The 21,268-nt window shown below is 33.5% G+C and carries 23 protein-coding genes; 11 read left to right on the top strand and 12 right to left on the bottom strand.

Annotated elements, in window-relative coordinates; translation table 11 throughout:
- Positions 1-12 precede the first annotated feature (12 nt).
- Positions 13-3,726, top strand: a complete 3,714-nt coding sequence (locus AB4Y90_RS00340) for a metallophosphoesterase (protein ID WP_441555180.1) — start codon at positions 13-15, stop codon at positions 3,724-3,726.
- Positions 3,727-3,764: 38 nt separating this feature from the next.
- Entirely contained in the window at positions 3,765-4,349 is a 585-nt protein-coding gene (locus tag AB4Y90_RS00335) for a hypothetical protein (RefSeq protein WP_441555179.1), read from the top strand.
- On the opposite strand, the gene AB4Y90_RS00330 is transcribed toward AB4Y90_RS00335, so the two are convergent.
- The 7 genes from AB4Y90_RS00330 to ruvX all read right to left on the bottom strand — a co-directional run bounded on the left by AB4Y90_RS00330 (position 4,342) and on the right by ruvX (position 9,293).
- Positions 4,342-5,214: a hypothetical protein gene (locus AB4Y90_RS00330; RefSeq protein WP_441555178.1), complete on the bottom strand. Its 873-nt coding sequence runs from the start codon at positions 5,212-5,214 to the stop codon at positions 4,342-4,344. The genes AB4Y90_RS00335 and AB4Y90_RS00330 overlap by 8 nt on opposite strands.
- 193 nt (positions 5,215-5,407) lie before the next feature.
- A complete protein-coding gene (locus AB4Y90_RS00325; RefSeq protein WP_441555177.1) occupies positions 5,408-6,103 on the bottom strand; it encodes an FUSC family protein in 696 nt (231 codons plus the stop codon).
- Positions 6,058-6,486: a hypothetical protein gene (locus AB4Y90_RS00320; protein ID WP_441555176.1), complete on the bottom strand. Its 429-nt coding sequence runs from the start codon at positions 6,484-6,486 to the stop codon at positions 6,058-6,060. The genes AB4Y90_RS00325 and AB4Y90_RS00320 overlap by 46 nt, the downstream gene beginning before the upstream one ends.
- A 1-nt stretch (position 6,487) precedes the next feature.
- The gene (gene mazG, locus AB4Y90_RS00315) at positions 6,488-7,255 is read right to left on the bottom strand and encodes a nucleoside triphosphate pyrophosphohydrolase (RefSeq protein ID WP_441555175.1); all 768 of its coding nucleotides are present in this window, start codon (positions 7,253-7,255) and stop codon (positions 6,488-6,490) included.
- A gap of 427 nt (positions 7,256-7,682) precedes the next feature.
- Complete coding sequence (locus AB4Y90_RS00310; RefSeq protein WP_441555174.1) at positions 7,683-8,240, bottom strand: DUF5606 family protein; 558 nt, start codon at positions 8,238-8,240, stop codon at positions 7,683-7,685.
- A gap of 67 nt (positions 8,241-8,307) precedes the next feature.
- Positions 8,308-8,880: a peptide deformylase gene (def, locus tag AB4Y90_RS00305; RefSeq protein ID WP_441555173.1), complete on the bottom strand. Its 573-nt coding sequence runs from the start codon at positions 8,878-8,880 to the stop codon at positions 8,308-8,310.
- Positions 8,877-9,293, bottom strand: a complete 417-nt coding sequence (gene ruvX, locus AB4Y90_RS00300) for a Holliday junction resolvase RuvX (protein ID WP_441555172.1) — start codon at positions 9,291-9,293, stop codon at positions 8,877-8,879. Before ruvX ends, def begins: the two co-directional genes overlap by 4 nt.
- Positions 9,294-9,407: 114 nt before the next feature.
- Between ruvX and AB4Y90_RS00295 the strand changes: the two genes are divergently transcribed.
- Together AB4Y90_RS00295 and AB4Y90_RS00290 are read left to right on the top strand one after the other, a co-directional pair.
- On the top strand, positions 9,408-9,884 hold the full coding sequence (locus AB4Y90_RS00295) for a SixA phosphatase family protein (protein WP_441555171.1): 477 nt from the start codon (positions 9,408-9,410) through the stop codon (positions 9,882-9,884).
- A gap of 184 nt (positions 9,885-10,068) precedes the next feature.
- Positions 10,069-11,127: a T9SS type A sorting domain-containing protein gene (locus AB4Y90_RS00290; RefSeq protein ID WP_441555170.1), complete on the top strand. Its 1,059-nt coding sequence runs from the start codon at positions 10,069-10,071 to the stop codon at positions 11,125-11,127.
- A gap of 54 nt (positions 11,128-11,181) precedes the next feature.
- On the opposite strand, the gene AB4Y90_RS00285 is transcribed toward AB4Y90_RS00290, so the two are convergent.
- Positions 11,182-12,723, bottom strand: a complete 1,542-nt coding sequence (locus tag AB4Y90_RS00285; RefSeq protein WP_441555169.1) for a serine hydrolase — start codon at positions 12,721-12,723, stop codon at positions 11,182-11,184.
- Positions 12,724-12,871: 148 nt separating this feature from the next.
- Between AB4Y90_RS00285 and AB4Y90_RS00280 the strand changes: the two genes are divergently transcribed.
- The 6 genes from AB4Y90_RS00280 to rsmD all read left to right on the top strand — a co-directional run bounded on the left by AB4Y90_RS00280 (position 12,872) and on the right by rsmD (position 16,196).
- Positions 12,872-13,321 carry a hypothetical protein gene (locus tag AB4Y90_RS00280; RefSeq protein ID WP_441555168.1) on the top strand — a complete coding sequence of 150 codons (450 nt, stop codon included), beginning with the start codon at positions 12,872-12,874 and terminating at the stop codon, positions 13,319-13,321.
- A complete protein-coding gene (locus AB4Y90_RS00275) occupies positions 13,321-13,818 on the top strand; it encodes a metallophosphoesterase family protein (protein ID WP_441555167.1) in 498 nt (165 codons plus the stop codon). The genes AB4Y90_RS00280 and AB4Y90_RS00275 overlap by 1 nt, the downstream gene beginning before the upstream one ends.
- Positions 13,819-13,915: 97 nt before the next feature.
- Positions 13,916-14,410: a Smr/MutS family protein gene (locus AB4Y90_RS00270; protein ID WP_441555166.1), complete on the top strand. Its 495-nt coding sequence runs from the start codon at positions 13,916-13,918 to the stop codon at positions 14,408-14,410.
- Between the two features lie 18 nt (positions 14,411-14,428).
- Positions 14,429-15,145, top strand: a complete 717-nt coding sequence (locus AB4Y90_RS00265; RefSeq protein WP_441555165.1) for a DUF3822 family protein — start codon at positions 14,429-14,431, stop codon at positions 15,143-15,145.
- A gap of 47 nt (positions 15,146-15,192) precedes the next feature.
- Complete coding sequence (locus AB4Y90_RS00260; RefSeq protein WP_441555164.1) at positions 15,193-15,546, top strand: four helix bundle protein; 354 nt, start codon at positions 15,193-15,195, stop codon at positions 15,544-15,546.
- 56 nt (positions 15,547-15,602) lie between these two features.
- Positions 15,603-16,196, top strand: a complete 594-nt coding sequence (gene rsmD / locus AB4Y90_RS00255; RefSeq protein ID WP_441555163.1) for a 16S rRNA (guanine(966)-N(2))-methyltransferase RsmD — start codon at positions 15,603-15,605, stop codon at positions 16,194-16,196.
- Positions 16,197-16,226: 30 nt separating this feature from the next.
- On the opposite strand, the gene murI is transcribed toward rsmD, so the two are convergent.
- Positions 16,227-17,057 (bottom strand): glutamate racemase, encoded by an 831-nt coding sequence (gene murI / locus AB4Y90_RS00250; RefSeq protein ID WP_433978791.1) that lies wholly within the window; start codon positions 17,055-17,057, stop codon positions 16,227-16,229.
- Positions 17,058-17,225: 168 nt separating this feature from the next.
- Between murI and AB4Y90_RS00245 the strand changes: the two genes are divergently transcribed.
- A complete protein-coding gene (locus AB4Y90_RS00245) occupies positions 17,226-17,903 on the top strand; it encodes a hypothetical protein (RefSeq protein ID WP_441555162.1) in 678 nt (225 codons plus the stop codon).
- A gap of 77 nt (positions 17,904-17,980) precedes the next feature.
- Here AB4Y90_RS00245 and hemW read toward each other — a convergent pair whose 3' ends face one another.
- The 3 genes from hemW to AB4Y90_RS00230 are packed head-to-tail and all read right to left on the bottom strand — an operon-like array spanning position 17,981 to position 21,226.
- On the bottom strand, positions 17,981-19,105 hold the full coding sequence (gene hemW, locus AB4Y90_RS00240) for a radical SAM family heme chaperone HemW (protein ID WP_441555161.1): 1,125 nt from the start codon (positions 19,103-19,105) through the stop codon (positions 17,981-17,983).
- Positions 19,106-19,156: 51 nt separating this feature from the next.
- Entirely contained in the window at positions 19,157-20,107 is a 951-nt protein-coding gene (locus tag AB4Y90_RS00235; RefSeq protein WP_441555160.1) for a PorP/SprF family type IX secretion system membrane protein, read from the bottom strand.
- A gap of 51 nt (positions 20,108-20,158) precedes the next feature.
- Entirely contained in the window at positions 20,159-21,226 is a 1,068-nt protein-coding gene (locus AB4Y90_RS00230) for an RluA family pseudouridine synthase (RefSeq protein ID WP_441555159.1), read from the bottom strand.
- Between the last annotated feature and the right edge of the window lie 42 nt (positions 21,227-21,268).

Genomic DNA, 21,268 nt, shown 5'->3' with positions numbered 1-21,268 from the left:
TAATGTAAATGTATGAATTTATCCTTTAAATCTTATTTAAAAAAAATATCACCGGCTGGAAAAACACTTTTGCTTTCGGGACTTCTTTTATCTTGTGCTACCTACAACGTAAAAAAAGGAAAAAACTTGCATGAAATATCAAAATCTGAACTGAAAAATGAAAATGATTTCCAGATTTTCCTGGTGGGTGACGCCGGAAATGCAGAAGAAATTCAGGCACAGCAGACTTTAAATTTTCTTAAAAACAAAATAGATTCTGCCAACAGCAACTCGATGTTGATATTTTTAGGCGATAATATTTATCCTTTAGGAATGCCGAAAGAAAGCGACAAAAATTATCCTCTGGCTAAAGAAAAAATGGAAAACCAATTGGCAATTACCAAAAACTTTAAAGGTAAAACCTTGGTTATCCCCGGAAATCACGATTGGTATCACGGTTTAGGTGGTCTAAAAGCACAGGAAGAATTTGTAAAAACATATCTTAACGATAAAAAATCTTTCCTTCCTAAAAATTCCTGCCCGATTGATGATATTAATTTAACCAAAGACATCAAGCTTATTATTATTGATTCTGAATGGGCTTTAATTAATTGGGACAAGCATCCCGGAATTAATAAAGGCTGTGAAATCAAAACCAGAGATGATCTTTACACCGAATTCAAAGATTTAATTACAAAAAATCAGGATAAAAGAATTATTGTTGCGCTTCATCATCCGGTAATCAGTTCGGGAGTTCATGCCGGATTTAATGCTGCAAAGTCTCATCTTTCAGCATTCAACGGAAAAGTTCCCATTCCGGGAGTTGCCACTGTTCTTACAACATTAAGAAGCTCTTCCGGAGCGAGTATGGAAGACATCAGCAACAGACATTACGCAGATTTTGCCAACAGGATAAAAAGTATTGTTCAGGATAAAGAAAATGTAATTTTTGTTTCAGGACACGATCATAATCTGCAGTATCATGCAGACAGAAATATCAGGCAAATCATCAGCGGAGCCGGTTCAAAAACTGATCCCGCAACAATTGTCAATAAAACTGATTTTTCTTACGGCGGAAGCGGCTTTGCTGTTTTAAATTTAAGAAAAGATCTGAGTTCAGACGTTGAATATTTTTCAACAAAAAATAATAAATTGGAAAAACTGACGCAGATTTCTGTCATTCCGCAGCCTAAAATATTTGAAAATAATTTTCCAAGCTCGATACCTGCAACCTATACTTCCACCATTTATGCTGAAAAGCTGACTAAAAAAGGAAAAATTTACCGTTGGCTTTGGGGGGATCATTACAGAAAATATTACGCACTTCCTATTAATGCAAAAACTAAGGATCTTGCAGACATGAATCCCGGTTATTCCCCTTTCAGGGAAGGCGGCGGAAACCAATCGAACAGCCTTCGTCTGAAAACCAACGACGGACAGGAATTTGTAATGCGCGGAATCAAAAAAAGTGCAGTACGTTTTCTCAACGCTCAGGCTTTTAAGAAAAACGACTTCGGAAATGAATTGAACAATACTTTTCCTGAAAGATTTTTACTCGATTTTTATACGACCAATCATCCTTTTACAGGATTTGCGGTCAATAATATGATCGACAAACTTGATATTTTTCACAGCAATCCTGAATTGTACTACATCCCAAAACAAAAATCTTTAGGAAAGTACAACCAAAATTACGGTGATGAATTATATATGATCGAGGAACGCTTTTCTTCGGATCCCAAAACTTTGCAGTCGCTGGATAATGCTTCAGACATTGTCTCAACTTCAGATGTTCTGAAAAATATGCGAAAAGACAGCAAATATTCTGTAGATCAGGATTTGTACATCCGGGCAAGAATATTTGATATGCTGATCGGCGATTGGGACAGACACGAAGACCAATGGAAATGGGCAGAATATAAAAAAGGAGATAAGGTTATTTACAAACCGATCCCGAGAGACAGAGATCAGGCTTTCAGCAATTATGACGGAGCTGCTTTCTTCTTTATTATGAATATTCCGATGATCCGCCACATGAAATCTTTTAAGGATGAAATAAAAAATGTGCGTTGGGTAAATATGGAACCTTATCCTCTAGATCTGATTTTCTTAAAAAATTCTACCGAACAAAACTGGAGTGAGCAGGCAAAATTTATTCAACAAAATCTTACCGATGCAGATATCGATAATGCGTTTAAAAATCTTCCGAAAGAAGTTCAGGATGAAACCATTGCCGATATCCAGAGAAAACTGAAACTCAGAAAAGAAAAAATTGATGCAAATGCAGTGGAATATTATCACATTTTGCAGGAGAAAGTTCCGTTGGTGGGAACTTTAGACAAAGACAAATTTGTAATCGTTAAAAATGAAAATTCAGTTGACGTAAAGCAGTTTAAAATTAATAAAGATAAAACCGAAGATCTCGTTTTTGAAAAATCGTACGACGGAAAAAACACCAAAGAGCTTTGGATCTACGGTTTAGATGATGACGACATCTATGAAGTTTCGGGCGACGGAAAATCGAAGACCAATATAAGATTAATCGGAGGTTACAACCACGATGTTTACAATGTTTCAAACGGCAGAAACGTAAAGATCTATGATTTTAAATCCCAGAAAAATACTTACGAAACAAAAGGTGCATCAAAACGCATTACCGATGATTATGATGTAAATACTTATAATTGGAAACACCCAAAATATAATTTCTTTGCGGGTTATCCGATGGCAAATTACAATCCTGATGATGGCGTAATTTTGGGGATTGTGGCTAATTACACGGTGAATAATTTTATTCGTGACCGTTTTACCCAAAAACATAGTATCAGTGCGAATTATTATACTTTAACAGGCGGATTTAATGTCGGTTACAAAGGAGTTTTCAAAAAAGCAATCGCAGGATGGGATGCCGGAATTGATGCAACCTACACCACTCCGTTTTTTGCGAGAACATTTTTTGGTTTGGGTAATGAGACGGTGTATGAAAAAGATGAAGTGGAAAGAAACTTTAACCGAGTGCGTATTTCTCAGTTTAAATTTGCTCCGTCCATTTCAAAAACAAGCTGGCTGAATCTTAAACACCAATTCCAGTTAAATTTTGAACATTCGAAAGTACAAATGAATGACGATCGTTTTATTGCAGTTTCTCCGGAAGTGAATCCTGAAGTTTTTAACGGGCAACAGTTTGCAGGAGCTAATTATACTTTCAGTTTTAAAAATTTTGACAACAATGCTTTCCCTACTTTAGGCCTGGAAATGATCTTAAATGCAGGCTGGAAAGCAAACCTTTCAGAATTCAACCAGAATTTTGCCTCTTTTAAAGGAACTTTAAACCTGTTCCGAAGAATCGATAAACAAGGAAGATTTGTTTTTGCCAACTCATCAAATGCGATGATTATCAACAACAATAATTTTGAATTTTACCAGGCTGCAGCAATCGGCGGAAATAACGCAATGCGCGCTTACAGAAACGAAAGGTTTGCCGGAAAATCTTATTTTGTAAACAACTCTGAAATCCGTTGGGATTTTGGTCGTGTGAAAAACAATATCGTCCCTGTCAATATGGGAATTTTAGTTGGCTACGATGTCGGAAGAGTGTGGATTGATAAAGAAGAATCAGACAAATGGCATCAAGGAGTCGGTGGAGGATTTTGGATGAATATTCTCGAAACTTTTTCTGCAAGACTCGATTATTTTATCGGTGAAGATGGCGGAAGAATTTCGGGTGGTGTAGGATTGAGTTTCTAAGGTCATCGACCTTTTATTGTTGATTAATTCCTAGAGCTATGAAAAAGATTTATTTATTATTTTTCGCTTTAACCTTAGTCGTTGTTCTATTTATTGTTTACGATTCAAAGCTAGAGAATAAATCGCAGGCAATTGGGAAAACTATATCTGTAAATCCCGAACTACTGATTTTCCACTTTCAACCTTCATTGAAAGAAAACACTGAAGTGGTTATTAATTTTGAAAAAAAATATATTGTTTTCAGACCAATGTATCCCTTCTTTCCTGAGCCACCAGCGCCTCCAGAAAAAGACGGAAAAACAGATGTTTTCAGTAGTCAAAGAAAACCTATCAAATCTTATCTTGCAAATCTGAGAGATGAGGATTTAAAATATTTTAGAATTTTAATTACATCACTCTCAACAAGCGATTACAAAAGAATTGAAGACGTTTATATTGATGGGACTTCATATAATTTCAGTATTCTTTTTTCAAATAAGATTTTAAAAAATGGATTTATTGCCCAAGATAAAACTAAAAATCAAGAGGAAATAATTATTGAGATTTTAAAGCTTCTCCATAAAACTAATCGACAAGAAGAAAATCTTGAAATTTTAAAGTACTACAGCAACACTATCAATTAAATTCAAATCTATACACATTCCCACCTTCTTTTTTATCCTTTTCATCAGCAATCAGCAAGGTTTTATCATCAACGAAAACCACGGCTTCTTTTTGGGAGTTGTGATTAAGAGATATTTTCTGAATTTTTGCTGAATTAAAATCATTCGCCGTAAATCTTGAAAGTACATGAATATTTTTATGCGTTAAAAGTACAATTTCGTTTTTAGAATTAATCGCAGCTGATGTAATTGCAGCATCACTGTAACCTCCTTCAAGCTTCAGTTTTCCAACTAATTTCGCTTCAAAATCGCCTTCTTTATTCGGAATCTGGAAAACAAGAAAAGTTCCGTCGAAACCTTTACTTCTGTTTTTTGTAAATAGATAAAAACTTCCGTCTTTTTCTACAAACGCTTCGCAATCGTAGAGTAAGTTAGATTTTTTTGGAGGAAACTCAGTCTGTCCTTGATAATGAAACTTAGTAGCCTGAATAACTTTTGTAGATTTCTGAGAATCATTTTTTAAATCTAGTTTTAGGATGGAAAGATTTTGTCTGTCATTTTCGTTATTCCCGAAATCTCCGATGTAAATATTTCCGGAAGCATCTTTTGTAATGTCTTCCCAGTCGTTATTTTCAGCATTTTCTACCAATATATCATTAACCAATTCGCCTTGTCGGTTAAGCCCGTAAACTACGTTTTTATTTCCTGCGTCTTCAATCGCCCAAATCGTTTTCTGGTCTTGCGAAAGAGCAATTCCTGAAACTTCTTTCAGCTTTTTGGGAAGTGAAAATTCTGTTTTCAAATCTTCCTGCGATTTTGTTACCGAATCCTGAGCTTTCGGATTGCAGCTTAATAAAAACAAAGCTAGTATGTAGGTTAATTTCATGACTGATTTTTTTTTAAAATTAAAAATAGAAGATAATTTCAATAGTCAAATTTAAACATTAAGTTATTTCAGTGGGTAAGATTTCTTAAGCTTCAGATAAACCTGAATTAAGCGGAGCTTATTCTTAACGAACATCTCAGATATTTCCTTAAAATTTCTTACTCCTTAAATCATTTTAATGGTTCAGAATATTTTATTTCTTCAATTTTTTAAACTGAAAGAAAGAATATCTGATATTTTTCTCTAATCGGTTGATGATTTGTTGATGATGAAGAAAAAAACCTGCAGCCAATCCCATCAAGCTTCCGATAATGGTATCGAGCAATCTTGCTTCCATTAAATTTTCAACCTGATGATGAACGGTACTTCCCACTTCGACCAAAAGCAAAGTAAGCGGCGTAATAAAGATAACGGCAAAACCGTAATTTCTTACGATCATCAACTCAACAACGAATTGTAAAACTACGATAATTCCGATCATTATAATTTTTTCGGGATCAAAAAGAAGAATAAGCCATGCTAAACCCAGACCAATGAAAGTTCCGAAAATACGGTGCATGTTTCTTTGTCGCACATGCTCGAAATTTCGTCCCTGAATAATCGCAACGGTAGAAATGGAAATCCAATACGTGTTCTGGAATTTCAAAAGATGGCCGACAATTAAAGTCAGCATCATAATTAAACCAATGATTGTACTTTCAACAAATTTCGTATATCTTTTCTTCTTAAAAACTCTTCGTGGAAAATTCACCACCTCACTTTTCTCAACAAAAACAGAATAAAGAAAAGCTAATGAACAAGATAAAATGGCTCCCATCGTTACCAACCCAACTCTTATCGGAATCATTTCCAGATCAAACTGAAACGTACTTGCCATTGCAGCCAGCATAATGAGAAAAAATTTCCCGGCGGCGGAATTTTAAAATATGACGTTATAAAATGCGACAGAAAAGAGACAATCCCAAAAGATAATGCCGCTGTATAAATATTAAAACTAAAAAACAGACTGATGGTAAAAGAAAATATGATCCCAAAAGCACAAACCGCCAAATGAATCATTCGCTGACTGATTGGAGCCGTTGTAAAATACAAAATCGTCAACGCTCCCAAACTTGAAAGACTTCCATAATTCGGTTTTCCTGAAAACCAGCCCAGCAAAAGCGGAATACCAATGCATAATGCAGCCAGAAACGGGAAATGCCATTTCCGTTCGGTTTTCTTTATTTCAATCAAATATTGAAATCGGTTTCGTACAGGATGATCGACTTTCATTTTATTCTGAACGTTTTGCTTTTTCCCAGAGAACATCCATTTCTTCCAAAGTTATATCAGCTAATTTTAAATCTGCCTCAGCTGCAAGCTGTTCCATTTTCTGAAATCTTGAAATAAATTTCAGATTGGTTCTTTCTAAAGCCGAATCAGGATTTAAACCTGAAATACGAGCATAATTAATTAAAGAAAAAAATACATCTCCCAATTCCTGCTCTTTTTTATCTGAATCGGTTTCTGCATGAAACTCATTGATTTCTTCATCTACTTTTTTCCACGCATCTTCAGCATCGTGAAATTCAAAACCAATTCCTTTTACTTTATCCTGAATTCTATACGCTTTTACCAGACTTGGCAATCCTTTCGGAACGCCGCCCAAAATAGATTTGTTTCCTTCTTTCAGTTTTAGTTTTTCCCAATTTTGCTTTACTTCTTCTTCATCTTTCACTTCGGTATCTCCATAAATATGAGGGTGACGGAAAATCAGCTTTTCATTTAAAGAATTAATGACATCAGCAATATCAAAGCTTCCTTTTTCTGAACCTATTTTAGCATAAAAAACCAGATGCAGAAGCACATCACCAAGTTCTTTTTTTATTTCGGTTAAATCTTCCTGCAAAAGCGCATCAGAAAGTTCGTACGTTTCTTCCAAAGTCAAATGACGAAGCGTTTGCAGCGTCTGCTTCTGATCCCACGGACATTTTTCACGAAGGTCATCCATAATATCTAAAAGTCTTCCAAAAGCTTCGAGTTTTTCCTGTCTGGTATTCATAAGTTGTTAATAGTTGATGGTTTTTAGTTGCTAGTTGATGGACGCAAATTCAAAAAATAAAAATATAGTACTAAATGTTACAAAAATTTAGCTGATATTAAAAATTACGATACAGCAAATTTACGGATTAATGTTCTTTTGTTTTTAAAGAAATGTTGGACAATCGCAAAGGCGCAAAGTTTTATATTGATAAGGCGCAAGAAAATCAAAGATTTTCAACCAATTTTATCTCTGATAAAATCCTTGCGCCTTAAAGATCAGTGTTTATAAATTAAACTTTGCGTCTTTGCGTCGCTCCAACTTCAAACCAAGCAATTAGAATATGTACATTCATCAAGTGAAACACCAAAATATTTGCAACCAATATTTAAAAACAAAAAAACCTCATCATTGCTGACAAGGTTTTATATTAATTAAGATAAACTAATTATCCCATTTTTCTATGTGTACTTTTCGTAGCTGCTTTAGCTCCTGTACTTGCTTTTACTTTCGGAGTTGCCGGTTTTTCAGCTTTAGGAGCTTTTTTAGGAGCTTCTTTTTCAACATTTATTTCTTCTGAAGCTTCGCCTTCTACTATTTCAGGCTCTGCTTTTACAAAACTTTCAGGAGTGATGTATCCTGCTTTGTGAAGAATGTTGTACCATTGAGCGAGTTTTTTGATATCAGAATTGTAAACTCTGTCGGTATCATAGTTTGGAAGAGATGCAACCATAAACTCAGCCAATTCTGCTTCTGAAGATTTATGACTGATCGTTTCTTTGTAATCATGGTTTTTAGCAATATTTTCAAAAACTTCAAACAAAGGAACCTCTTTATCAAAAGTAAACATTGCAATATTATCTAACAAGCTCACCTGGCTTGAATTACCGATGCTTACCTTCTTTTTGGTAGTAACTTCTTCAATGATAAATCCGTTTTTCAACTGCGATACCAATTTGTAAAGACCTGGTTTCCCAGAGATTGAAATTATTTTTTCTAACAGCATAATTTTATTTTTTTAATTTCAGTAAAAGCTATAACGCTTTTTATAATAATATATTTCTTAGTTTAAATTATTTTGGAAATCTCATTTTGTAGCCAATCGATACATCTCCCTGAGTGATCTTTGTAAGTTTTCCTTTTACCAGCTTTTTCTTCAAAGCACTTAAGTGATCGGTGAAAAGCGTACCTTCGATGTGATCATACTCATGCTGAATTACGCGGGCTCTAATATCGGAAAAAGTTTCGGTATGCTTCACAAAATTTTCGTCATAATATTCGATAAGAATCGTGCTTTTTCTTTTCACATCTTCTCTTACATCCGGAATCGAAAGACAGCCTTCGTTAAACTTCCATTCTTCGCCGGATTCTTCAAGAATCTGGGCATTGATGAAAACTTTTTTAAAATCTTTCAGCTCTTCGGCGATATCTTCGTAATCTTCATCTTCCGCCAAAGGTGTAACATCTACGATAAACAATCTGATATCTAAACCGATCTGCGGTGCTGCCAAACCGATACCGTTTGCACTGTACATCGTTTCAAACATATTATCGATCAGTTCTTGCAGATCCGGATAATTTTTGTCTATCTCTTTTCCCGTTTTTCTTAAAACAGGATCTCCAAAAGCTCTAATTGGTAAAATCATCTTGTTTTTTGTTCTAAAAAATTCTGCAATATGATAGTTGCACTTACTTTATCTATTAATCCTTTTTGCTGTCTTTGTTTTTTGTTTTTTCCGCTTTGCGAAATAAAAAACGAAGCCATTTTTGAGGTAAATCTTTCATCAAAACGATGAACTTCAATCTGCGGAAATTCTTTTTTAAAGTTTTCTATAAACCCTAAAATATCGGTTTCCACTTCTGAAACATTCCCTTTCAGGTCTATCGGAAGACCTATTACAGCTGCTTCCACACTGTTTTCAGCGAAATATTTTTTTAAAAAATCGATCAGAAAACGGGTTTCTACAGTATCAAGACCACTTGCAATAATCTTCATATCATCGGTTGCAGCAATACCACAACGTGCTTTTCCATAGTCTATAGCAATGATCTGTCCCATAAGTCTGCAAATTTAAGAAATTTTACTCATTATATTCCTAACACAGTTTTTTTTATAAATCATGTTTTTTATCGTTAATTTTTGTTTAATTTTATCTTATCCAAACTCAAGACTATGAAACAACTCATCCTCGTAAGACATGCAAAAAGTGACTGGCCCGAAGAAACCAGCGACTTCGACAGACCTTTGGCAGACAAAGGTTTAGTGGATGCCCTGAAAATGTCTAAATTTTTGAAAAACAACAACATAGGAATTGATTATTTTATTTCGAGTCCTGCAGTGAGAGCTTTGTCTACCTGCAAAATTTTTAATCAAGCCTATAACCTGACTTTCGGAACTGATGAGAAACTCTACAATCCTTCTGAAAGTAATTTCGAGTCTGTGATTTATGATCTGAACGACGATTTAGATTCTGTTGCATTTTTCTCTCATAACAACGGCATTTCCAATTTTGCCAATTCTATTTCTGAGGATGTTTTCCATTTTCCTACTTGCGGTGTTGCAGGCTTTCAAATAGAATGTGATTCTTGGTCGCAGTTTGACGGAGCCAATAAAAAGCTTCTTTTCTTTTATGAACCGGGGAAAATTTAATTCATTTTCAACAAAAATATTTATACTATTTTTTTTCAAAAACTGATTAATAACAACATCTTTATTTTGTTATTTACCTTTCTTTGATTGCAACCGAATGCACAATTTGACATTGCGAATAAAACAATTAAGTTTGTATAAATTTTATTTATTCTAAATAAAGTATAATTTAAACATTCTTATTATGTACAGACAAATTTATTTACTGGTCACTTTCTTTTTATTATTAGGAAGCAAAACTTATTCGCAAAACTCAATAAGTGCATTTCAAGAAAATTTAACTACTCCTAATCCAATGATTACAGATGGTAACGATTTGTATGTTGGTTACTATTATTCTGATAAAGTTGTAAAGTTTGATCTTGCAAATCCCAATATTCCTCCAATTGATGTAGTAACGGGAGTAAACAGACCTTACGGACTAGCAATAAAAGATAATATGCTTTATATTTCAGAATTCGGCAGCAATAAAATTTCTAAAGTAAATCTTACAAACACAAATACAGTTTTAGAAACCGTATTATCTAATGTAAACAGCCCTATTGGCCTTGAGTTTATCGGAAATGATTTATACATAGCTCTTGAAGGAGACAATAAAGTTTCTAAAATAGATGTAACTCAGTCTTCACCTCAATTAACAGACGTTGTTAATGTTTCTAGCCCTTTTGAGATTGAAGTCGTTGATAACCAACTATACATTACTGAAAGATTTACAGGAAAACTTATAAGATTTGAACTAAATAATAGCTCTGCGACAAGTGTTGTAATTGCTCAAGGATTAAGTTATCCTTCAGGTCTTGCTTCAGATGGGAAACAACTGTTTATAGCGGAAGCAGGAGCTTCAAAAATTTCAAAAATCAGCACCTCTGCAGCTAATCCAACAGTTTCTGATGCTGTAACGTCTCATTTATTAGATTACCCTTCAGGATTATTAATGTACAATAACATCATGTACATTACAGATTTCTTTGCCAGTGCTATATTTAAAGTTGATTTAGCTAATCTTTCTGTTTCAGAACTCAGCTCAATTGGCCAAAAAGAAATAAGAATTTACCCCAATCCTGCGATTGATAAACTAAACATTTACAACGCTCCATCAAAAGAATATAAAATATTTGATATGACGGGTAGAGTAATCAATTCAGGAACATTGGAAAGAAATTATATCAATGTAAGCCAACTTTCTTCAGGAAACTACATTCTAAAAACCGGAGAAATCACTAAGAAATTCATTAAGAAATAATTTAACAAAAAAGAGGCTGCGAAAACAGCCTCTTTTTATATTCATTAATCTATATTACTTTCTTCTCAAATCCAGATCTTCAAAATCAAAGCTGAAATCGGTAATATCTGAAATCGGCTTTAGCCTTGCAGATTCTGCTTTTCCATTTTCATTATAATTAAAAATAATATATGCATCTGCATCATAGCTTCTGTCGTCCCATTTGATGATAAAGGTATTGTTTGAAAAAGGCAACAGTTCACCTTTCAGTCTCGGCGAATTTTTGCAAGAAATTCTGTAAACGTTTCCTTGTTGTGTAATTTCTACATCACCAAACCATTGATCGTTGTATTTTCCGATAAACTGTTCCGGTTTAGGCTGAAGATTTTTTTCTTTTTTGAAAGCTTCAGATTTAGCAAAAGCTTCTTTCTTTTGTTTGTCATATTCTGCTTCCACTTTCTGCATCCTGTCACCGTAAGTTTTCAGCCAGTTTCTGTCGGCAATTCCTAAATAAGAATCTTTTACTGTGTTTGTAATCGTGTTGAAAGCTGCTCCAGATTGTTGGTTCGTTAAAACTACAATTCCCAGTTTCATATCCGGAATTAAAGTAAACTGAGTTACCGTTCCGATCAATCCGCCGGTGTGCTGAATTTGCTTATGACCTTTCACATCACTTAAAAACCAACCCAGACCGTATCCGTAAAAACTTGTATCATAAGGATTTTTCATTGCCACTCCACTTGGAATCTGTAAACTCCAAAGCTGCTGAATATTTTTATCTGAAACCAATTTTTTCCCGTCTTTGGTTGTAAAATTATTCAAAAGACATTCTGCCCAAGTCGTCATGTCTTTAATATTGCTCATGATTCCGCCTGCTGCATTGGCGGTTTCGTTCCAGTCGTGAGGAACGGCAACTGCTTTTCCGTCAATCGGAGCATGAGCATCAATTTTATTGGAAATCGCTTTCGCTCTGTTGTAGCTTCCGAAACTTGAGGTCATTCCGACAGGCTTCATAATTTTCTGTTCGATAAAATCTGCCCAACTCAATCCTGAAACTCTGTGAATTACTTCTCCGGCTACAACAAACATGATATTGTTATAATCCAAAGTCGTTCTGAAAGGGTTTTCAGGTTTTAAATATCTTACATTATGTACAATATCATTCACCGTCAAATTTCCGCCTTCAGGAAAAAACATTAAATCTCCTTGTCCTAATCCTAAACCAGCTCTGTGTGTCACCAAATCTTTGATCGTTACATTTTGAGAAACATATGGATCGTACATTTGAAATTCAGGAATATATTTTGAAACTTTATCGTCCCAGTTCAGCTTTCCTTCATCTGCTAAAATCGCCAGAGCCACACAAGTGAAAGCTTTGGAATTGGATGCGATTCCTACTAAAGTGTTGTCATCCATTGGTTGCTTTGTTGTTAACGAACGTACTCCAAAACCTTTAGAGTAAATCATTTTTCCGTCTTTAATCACGCCAACAGACATTCCGGGAACATCGAAAGTTTTTAAGGTATTTTGAATTAATTCATCCAGTTTTTTTTCTTCAACCTGGCCGAATGCGAGTAAAGATAAAAGAAGAAAGAGTAAAGAGAAGTTTTGCTTCATTATTTTAAAATTTTCTCAAATTTAATCAATTCAAGATTATTAATTTTTCAATTTGCGAATAGTTATTATTAAATAAAAATAAATTGCTTCTATAAAAAATCTGATTATAACAATTAGCATTTTTATATTTGCAGAAAATACCTTTAAAATGATTACAAAAAAATTATTAACATTCACATTATTAGCATTGAGCTTTAATTTTTACATTACTCAGGAAGTTGAAATTAAAAATGATAAAGTTTTGCTTGACGGAAAACCAATCCTAAAAGCTGAAAAAATCAATATGGGTGAATATTCGTTTTATAATTTGAAAAATGAAGATGAAATATTACTTTATAGATATATGGATAATGAAACATTGCGATATCAAGAAGATGATTACTATATCCTGAATTTTCTAACGGAAAAAATAAAAGTAGAATCTAATGATTTTTCTAAAATTTTAAACTTCATGAATTCTAAAAAAGCTATGGAAAAACTTATAAAATGGCTTTTGAAAGAAAAAGTTCTTACAAACGATGGTGAACTAAATCCTGAACGTCTTACAATTTTCAAAGAAAAATATGACGAAAATATTACAGAAAGAACAATAAGATAATGACCAAAATTCTCCTCCTCTCCGATTCTCATTCTTATATTGACGACCGAATTTTAGATTATGCGAAACAGGCTGATGAAATCTGGCATTGCGGAGATTTTGGAAGTTTTGAAATTATAGAACAGCTTGAGAAGATCAAACCTTTAAAAGGAGTTTACGGAAATATTGACGGAGCAAAAATTCGTTCTGAATTTCCTGAAGTGAGCCGTTTTTATTGTGAAAATGTAGAAGTTTTAATGATTCATATTGGTGGTTATCCCGGAAAATATACTCCTTTAGCCAAGAAAGAAATTTCAGAAAAAATTCCGAAATTATTTATTTCAGGGCATTCTCATATTCTGAAGGCAATGTATGATGATAAAAATAAATTATTACATCTAAATCCGGGAGCCTGCGGAAAACAAGGTTGGCATAAAATGAGAACGATGATGCAGTTTGTGATTGATGGCGAAGAAATAAAAGATTTGGCTGTGATTGAATTAGGACCAAAAGTGTAGTTTTAAACACAAATATCACTAATGATTTTCACTAATAACACTAATAAATTTGTGGAAATTTGTGCTGAAAATTTGTGTTAATTAGTGTTTAATAAAAATGAAAATAGGCGATAAAGTTTCGGTAGTAGATGAAGATTTAGGCGGAGTGATTACTTCGGTGAACGGAAATATTGTAGTTTTTAAAGACGAATATGGCTTTACGTATCAATATCCGAAAGAAAAGCTGGTTCCAAAAAATGTTGAAATCTATGAAAATATTAAAATCATAAAAAAAGCAGAACCGAAAAAAGTAATTTCTAAAAAGCATGATAAAAATCCTTTAATTTTAGATCTTCATTTTGAAAATCTGGTTAAAAATCCGCATGATTACGATAGTTTCGAAAGATTATTTCTACAAAAGGAAAAATTAATCCAGACCATTAATTTCTGCAGAAAAAATCATTTGAAGAAGCTTGAAATTGTACACGGAATCGGCGACGGAACTTTACAGAGAATGGTTTTTGACGTTCTTGAGAGCCAAACCGGACTGGATTTTTACAATAAGGAAATACTTCATCATCAATCGGGTGCGGTAATGGTAGAATTTCACTAAATTTGCAACAATTGTAATATGAACGTACTAAACTTACTTTTTACCAAAGACGGGCTGATCTACCAAATCACGAAAAATAAAAGTGTTTTGGAGGAAAAGTCTTATTTCGTAGACGAAGAATCGCCGAAGAATTTTATTGCAGCAAAACTAGACGATGTACTGATTAAACAGCGTTACGACGAGATCTCTGTAGTTTCTGCGCTCAATCATTTTACTTTGATGCCGGAAGGTTTTGAACACCACGATGCGGGATATGATCTGATTGCCTTCAATGCGCCTGTTGATAAAGAAAATGAGGAACTGATGCTTTCTGTTAACAAAAAATTTAAGCTGCAGTTTTATTATACTTTTCCAAGAGAATTTTACAATAAAATAAAAGATCTTTCGGTTCCGGTGAAGTTTAATTTTTCGGGAGAAAAGTTTTTAAACTCGATCAATAATAAGAATAACAAAGAAATTCACATCAATCTTTACCATAATCAGTGTGAGTTTTTTGCGATTTCCAATAAAAAAATCATCCTTTATAATAATCTGGATGTTAATTCAGAAGTAGATTTCCTTTATTTTGTGATGTTTACCTTGAGTAAAATCGGTTTTGGGATCAACGATACCAATTTTTATGTATATGGCGAAACCACAGAAAACGAAACATTCATTTCAGAGCTTCAGAAGTTTGTGAAACATCTAAAAGTAGTTTTTGATAATATTCCGAATAAGAATTTTTTATTGGCTTGATGATGGATGCTAGATGATGGATGTTAAATTATTGAGAATATTTTTTTATGAGTTTTAAATTTGAAAAATTAATTATTTGGCAGGATTCTATGAATTTTGCTGAAACGGTTTTCAAAATAACGCTATACTTTCCAAAAGAAGAAATATATAATCTCACATCACAAATCAGAAGAGCTTCAGATTCAATTGCATTAAATATTTCTGAAGGAAGCATTTTACAAAGTAATTTAGAATTCAAAAGATTTTTAGGATATTCAATACGATCAATTGCAGAAGTTGTAACTTGCCTTTATAAAGCAAAAAACAGAAATTACATCAATGAAAATGATTTTCAAGATTGTTACAATTTTGCCTATAAATTAATGAATCACATCATTGCTTTTAGAAACAAACTTACATAAAATATTAGCGAAAAGCAGTAAACATCCATCACCCAACATCTAACACCCCCACATCTATGTACAGAATAATTTCCGGTAAATGGAAAGCAAAAAAAATAGCCGCTCCCAAAAATTTTGATGTAAGACCAACGACGGATTTTGCGAAGGAAGCGCTTTTCAGTATTTTGGAAAACACTTACGATATGCAGTCGATTTCCGTTCTTGATCTTTTTGCGGGAATTGGTTCTATCACTTTAGAATTTGCTTCGAGAGGTTGCCAAGATGTGACTTCGGTTGAAATGAATCCGAAACATACTTCTTTCATTAATTCGACCGCAGCAGAACTAGACATGAGTTTGCAAGTGAGTACACAACGTGGCGATGTTTATGACTGGCTTAAAAAATTTAGAAATAATAAATCTTACGAGATTGTTTTTGCAGATGCTCCGTTTGAAACCGAAGAAAAAAAATACCAGGAATTGATTTCATTAGTTTTAAATAATAAATATCTGAAACCTAACGGAGTTTTGATCGTAGAACATCAAAGCAGGTTAAAGCTGGATCATCCGAATTTCAAATACACCAGAAAATACGGAAATGTGAGTTTCAGTTTTTATGAACCAAACCAAGAAGCAGAAGTTGAAACTGAAGTTAACGACACTACAGAATAAAAAAGAGACTCATTTTGAGTCTCTTTCGTTTTATAATACTTTTAATTCTAAATCAATTGTTTTGCCAAAGAATTTTTTAGAGATTTTTTCGAAATTTTTGGTAATATCCGAAAGGTAAAATTTGTAAGTCGGCTTCGGATTATTGTCATTTAAAAGGTGATATTTATCTAAAATAATCGTTAAATGATTGGCTACAATATTCGGCGAATCAATAACACGAACACGGTTTCCGTAATATTGCTTGATCTCATCAATCAAAAGAGGATAATGAGTACAACCGAGAATCAATGTTTCAATATTTTTCAATTTGGCATTACTAAGATAATTGTAAATGATAGAATGTGTAATCGGATGATTTTTAAAACCCTCTTCAATCGCAGGAACCAAAAGCGGAGTCGCCAATTCATCAACTTTGATAAATTTATTATGCTTTCGGATGCTTTTCTTGTAAAGCCCTGAATTTACCGTTGCTTTTGTAGCGATTACTCCTACATTATTATGAATTTCATAAGCCACTTTTTCAGCAACAGGATTGATGACATCAATCACGGGAACTTTTCCGGCAACCGATTCCATCACTTCCTGCAAAGCATTTGCTGTAGCGGTATTACAGGCAATGACGATCGCTTTACAGTTTTGCTCTAAAAGGAAATTAGAAATTTTTGTAGAATATCCTATAATCGCTTCTTTCGATTTTTCTCCGTAAGGAAGGTGTTTTGTGTCTCCGAAATAAATAAGATCTTCATTCGGAAGAAGTCTTTTTATCTCTTTGGCAACCGTTAAACCGCCTACTCCGCTATCAAAAATTCCGATAGGCTGCTTTGGCGAAAGATGCGAATAATCTTGTTTTTTAGTTTTCAAACGCTTTGAAATTTAATGCAAAAATAAAGAATTAATAACATTTTAAAGTTGTTGTTATCAAAAATCTTTATGCATCTTCAAACTGTATTCCAGCGATAAATATTTTTCCAATAAAACAATTACATATTGAAATAATTTGTATTTTTGAATAACAAAACATAAATTCTTATGAAAAAAAACATTTTTTACTTATCAATTTTATTATTTTGCCTTCAATCTTGTGAAGTTGACAAAATAAATGATTTTCAAATTGAAAATGACAAAACAAAAAACTATGATGAGCAAGCCAAATTTAATCTTAATACAATTTTAACATTAAGTAACTCTTTAAATCATTCTAATTTAAATACATCCTCAAAAAATATACCTGAGCTAAATCCAAAAGAGATAACTGCATATTTGGTTGAAGAAAGAACTTTAGCATGTGGAAAAACATATGTATATGTTGCTACAACAACAGATACAAGTATTTATGATAGAATGGTATGGATTACGATCAAGAAAGGCTCAACTACAATTGATAATCAATATGTAATTATCCCAGCTGGACAGTCAAGTAATTCACTACAATTTAACAGAATCTATGCTAATGTCGTTAAAACATTTCCTATAAATTTGGCAACAATTTCGGTGACAAACATAATAGAATTCTCACCAAATGCACCAAATTTAACAAATGATTACATAAAGCATACCTATCAACAAAATATTGAAAACTGTATGACGATTGGAAGTAACCCTGAATTCTGTGGTGGTCATGGAGGAGATAATAATTATAATGGTATATGTGATGACACTGATAAACTTATCAAAGAATTCCAAGAACTCAGTAATTCAGTTGAATAAATAATAAATTAGACTTTATTTTCCCATATAACCTAACACTTACTTTATTACAATAAATGTTAGGTTATTTTAGATTTTTAAACCTGAAACAGGTCTGAAGCAATTCCGTCTGCCATAAACCAATGTTTTTCAGGAATTTTGAGATGATTATTTTCAATTTTAAGAATTCCTTCTTCTATTTTATTTTGAATTTCTTTAGTAAACTTTTCTAAAATATTTTCAGAAAACTTTTGGTTTAAGCTTTCCAGATCAACACCCCAAATTGTTCTCAAACCAATCATAATCATTTCGTTAAACTGATCTTGTTGAGAAAGAATTTCGGTTTCTTTAGCTAAACTATTTGAGCTTAATTTTTTGATGTATTGCTGATTATTGGCTACATTCCAGCTTCTGACATCGGTTCCGTTGTAGGAATGTGCAGATGGACCGATTCCCAGATATTCCTGATATTTCCAGTATGATGAATTGTGTCTTGAATAAAATCCGGGCTTTGCAAAATTGGAAACTTCGTAATGTTCAAAACCGTGGTCTTTCAGAAAATCGATCATGTAATAAAACTCACGATTCTGCTCTTCTTCTTTTGGGTTTGAAACTTTTCCTTTTGCAACCCAATTTTCCAGAGCAGTTTTAGGTTCAACCGTTAAAGCATAAGAAGAAATATGCGGAATTTCCAACGCAACGGCTTTATTTAAATTTTCTTTCCAGATTTCAAGATTGGAAGTTGGTGAGCCGTAAATTAAATCGATGCTTAAATTTTCAAAGCCAAAATCCTGCGCTCTTTTAATAGAGCTTTCTGCTTCGGAAGCATTATGTGCGCGATTCATCAGTTTCAAATCTTCATCAAAAAAACTCTGCGTTCCGATTGACAAACGATTGACCGGAGATTTTGATAATTCTTTCAAAAAAGTAGTATTTAAATCGTCCGGGTTGGCTTCCAATGTAATTTCAATATCATTTTTGAAACTGAAATGTTTTAAAACTTCATCAATTAACGATTTAATTTCATCTGCTGAAAGCACGGAAGGAGTTCCGCCCCCAAAATAAAGCGACTGAATATTTTTATTCTGAAGCTCATCTTTTCTAAGGAAAATTTCCTTTTTCATCGCACCCAGCATTTCATCTTTAAAATTCAAAGATGTAGAAAAATGAAAATTGCAGTAGCTGCACTTTTGTTTGCAGAAAGGAATGTGAATGTAAATCATAAAAAAAGCCCTGAAAAATTTCAGAGCTCAAATTTATTTAAATTAAATTGATTAATATCTAAATCCTCTATGATTAATAAAGTTATCGAAGTTATAACCAAGACCGATCATGAAGCTGTTTCCTCCATACTCCTGAATATCAGACATTCCAAGGTTGTAAGTAGCACCCACCATAAATTTGTTGAATCTTACTTTTACGATTSGAGAAATACTCAACTGCTGATTATCAAATCTGTTCTGAACCCCTCTGTAGCTTACCCCGAAAGAGAAAGCGTTGATATCGTTTGAGAACGTAGCCATAAGGTTTAAGTCCATCATTCTCGTTGAGTTTGTATTTAAGTTGAGCAAAGCTGAAGGCGTAATCGCAATGTTGTCTGCAATTTTCCAGTCATATCCTAAATTTAAGAAGAATTTGATTGGAGAAGGCTCGTAATTGTTTACGATAGACTCGTCATTGCTTAATGCGATATCGTTAACAGAAACTCCCCCGAATAAACCTCTATAAGTAGCTGCTAAACCGAAGTTTGCATACGCCATAAAGATATTACTCTCGTTACCTTGCAATAACGGGTCGTAACCGTCTTCAGTATTAATTTTAGAATAATCAAAATTCATATTGTAAAAATTAACACTTGTACCAAAAGAAAACTGATCTTTTCTTTCCCCTTCACTACTTAGTGGGATAAAATAAGATGCACCTGCTGTAATACCTCCAGCCGAAATAGGACCGTTGCTATCTCTGAAAACGGAAATACCCGCTCCCACTCTGTCAAAAATATTAGCGTTGATCCCCACAGACTGAACGTTTGGAGACTCGCTGAATTTTGAAAATTGTTGTTGATAGTTTAGGTTAAGCTGTACATAGTCTGTTTTACCGTATTGAGCAGGGTTGAACAGGAACTCACCATCCAAAAGATATTGTTGATAGTATGGTAGTGATTCTTGTGCTTTGTATGCATTCGACAAAAGAGCTAAACATACGATAGCATATAGTTTTCTCATAACAAATCTTGATTTCAATTCAACAAATATAAAAAAAATCTCAATATATTTTTAGTTTTCTAAATAATTTCTCCATTTTTTTACAGCATCCGCCATATCTTGAGGCATTGGGCTTTCAAAATACAATTCCTTTTTTGTAGTGGGATGTATAAATCCTAAAGTATGTGCATGGAGCGCATGTCTGGGTAAAATATCGAACACATTTTTTATAAAGTGCTTATACTTAGGAAGATTAACTCCTCTCAAAGCTACATTTCCTTCATATCTTTCGTCATTAAATAAGGTATGACCAATATGTTTAAAATGAGCTCTTATCTGATGCGTTCTTCCTGTCTCAAGCTTACATTCTACCCACGTCATATATTTAAAACGTTCTAAAACTTTATAATGCGTAACAGCATGTTTTCCCTGGCTTCCGTCAACATAAGTGTACATCTGCATTCTGTTTTTAGGATGTCTTCCGATGTGTCCTGTGATCGTTCCTTCATCATCCTTCACATTTCCCCATACAAATGCCCAATACAAACGTTTCGTTTTTCTCTCAAAAAATTGTTTCGCAAGAAAGCTTAAAGCATATTCGGTTTTGGCAATTACCAAAAGTCCCGATGTATCTTTATCGATTCTGTGAACCAATCCTACCCTGTCAAGATCTGATTTCTGTCCGTTTTTCTGGAAGTGAAAAGCCAAAGCATTCACCAAAGTATTGTCCCAATTCCCGAAACCTGGATGTACAACCATTCCCGGCTCTTTGTCTACCACAATTAAATCATCATCTTCATAAACAATATTAATAGGAATATCCTGCGGAATAATAACGTTTTCGCGGGGAGGGTGCGTAAGCAAAACAGAAATCTGATCTCCAGGTTTTACTTTATAATTTTGCTTTACAGGATTTCCGTTAACCACCACATTTCCGGCACGGCAAGTCTGCGAAATTTTGTTTCTTGAAGAATTTTGYCTGTAATTAAATAAAAACTTATCTATTCTTAATGGCTCCTGATTACCATCAACCGTGATGTTGAGATGCTCATAAAGACCTTTATTTTCATCATCAATGTCAATATTGTTATTGGCATCCAAAAATTCTTCGTCTAAAAAATCCTCGTTATCTTCTGTCATTGCTTTTTTATGTAAAAGGCTTCAACATAATTAAAGTTGAAG

Origin of the sequence: Chryseobacterium sp. 2TAF14, assembly GCF_052115105.1 — a bacterium.
In the GTDB taxonomy this organism is placed as follows: Bacteria; Bacteroidota; Bacteroidia; order Flavobacteriales; family Weeksellaceae; genus Chryseobacterium.
The sequence above is the reverse complement of the archived record's forward strand: the minus strand, read 5'-3'. Positions and strand labels throughout refer to the sequence as shown.

Excerpts from the sequence above, each read along its gene's own strand:
- hemW (WP_441555161.1), bottom strand. The coding sequence starts at position 19,105 with ATGATTTACATTCACATTCCTTTCTGCAAACAAAAGTGCAGCTACTGC.
- AB4Y90_RS00320 (WP_441555176.1), bottom strand. The coding sequence starts at position 6,486 with ATGAAAGTCGATCATCCTGTACGAAACCGATTTCAATATTTGATTGAA.
- AB4Y90_RS00335 (WP_441555179.1), top strand. The coding sequence starts at position 3,765 with ATGAAAAAGATTTATTTATTATTTTTCGCTTTAACCTTAGTCGTTGTT.
- AB4Y90_RS00325 (WP_441555177.1), bottom strand. The coding sequence starts at position 6,103 with ATGCTGGCTGCAATGGCAAGTACGTTTCAGTTTGATCTGGAAATGATT.
- ruvX (WP_441555172.1), bottom strand. The coding sequence starts at position 9,293 with ATGGGACAGATCATTGCTATAGACTATGGAAAAGCACGTTGTGGTATT.
- AB4Y90_RS00275 (WP_441555167.1), top strand. The coding sequence starts at position 13,321 with ATGACCAAAATTCTCCTCCTCTCCGATTCTCATTCTTATATTGACGAC.
- AB4Y90_RS00330 (WP_441555178.1), bottom strand. The coding sequence starts at position 5,214 with ATGAAATTAACCTACATACTAGCTTTGTTTTTATTAAGCTGCAATCCG.
- AB4Y90_RS00310 (WP_441555174.1), bottom strand. The coding sequence starts at position 8,240 with ATGCTGTTAGAAAAAATAATTTCAATCTCTGGGAAACCAGGTCTTTAC.
- AB4Y90_RS00280 (WP_441555168.1), top strand. The coding sequence starts at position 12,872 with ATGATTACAAAAAAATTATTAACATTCACATTATTAGCATTGAGCTTT.
- mazG (WP_441555175.1), bottom strand. The coding sequence starts at position 7,255 with ATGAATACCAGACAGGAAAAACTCGAAGCTTTTGGAAGACTTTTAGAT.
- rsmD (WP_441555163.1), top strand. The coding sequence starts at position 15,603 with ATGTACAGAATAATTTCCGGTAAATGGAAAGCAAAAAAAATAGCCGCT.
- def (WP_441555173.1), bottom strand. The coding sequence starts at position 8,880 with ATGATTTTACCAATTAGAGCTTTTGGAGATCCTGTTTTAAGAAAAACG.
- AB4Y90_RS00260 (WP_441555164.1), top strand. The coding sequence starts at position 15,193 with ATGAGTTTTAAATTTGAAAAATTAATTATTTGGCAGGATTCTATGAAT.
- AB4Y90_RS00340 (WP_441555180.1), top strand. The coding sequence starts at position 13 with ATGAATTTATCCTTTAAATCTTATTTAAAAAAAATATCACCGGCTGGA.
- AB4Y90_RS00265 (WP_441555165.1), top strand. The coding sequence starts at position 14,429 with ATGAACGTACTAAACTTACTTTTTACCAAAGACGGGCTGATCTACCAA.
- AB4Y90_RS00285 (WP_441555169.1), bottom strand. The coding sequence starts at position 12,723 with ATGAAGCAAAACTTCTCTTTACTCTTTCTTCTTTTATCTTTACTCGCA.
- AB4Y90_RS00270 (WP_441555166.1), top strand. The coding sequence starts at position 13,916 with ATGAAAATAGGCGATAAAGTTTCGGTAGTAGATGAAGATTTAGGCGGA.
- AB4Y90_RS00245 (WP_441555162.1), top strand. The coding sequence starts at position 17,226 with ATGAAAAAAAACATTTTTTACTTATCAATTTTATTATTTTGCCTTCAA.
- AB4Y90_RS00295 (WP_441555171.1), top strand. The coding sequence starts at position 9,408 with ATGAAACAACTCATCCTCGTAAGACATGCAAAAAGTGACTGGCCCGAA.
- AB4Y90_RS00290 (WP_441555170.1), top strand. The coding sequence starts at position 10,069 with ATGTACAGACAAATTTATTTACTGGTCACTTTCTTTTTATTATTAGGA.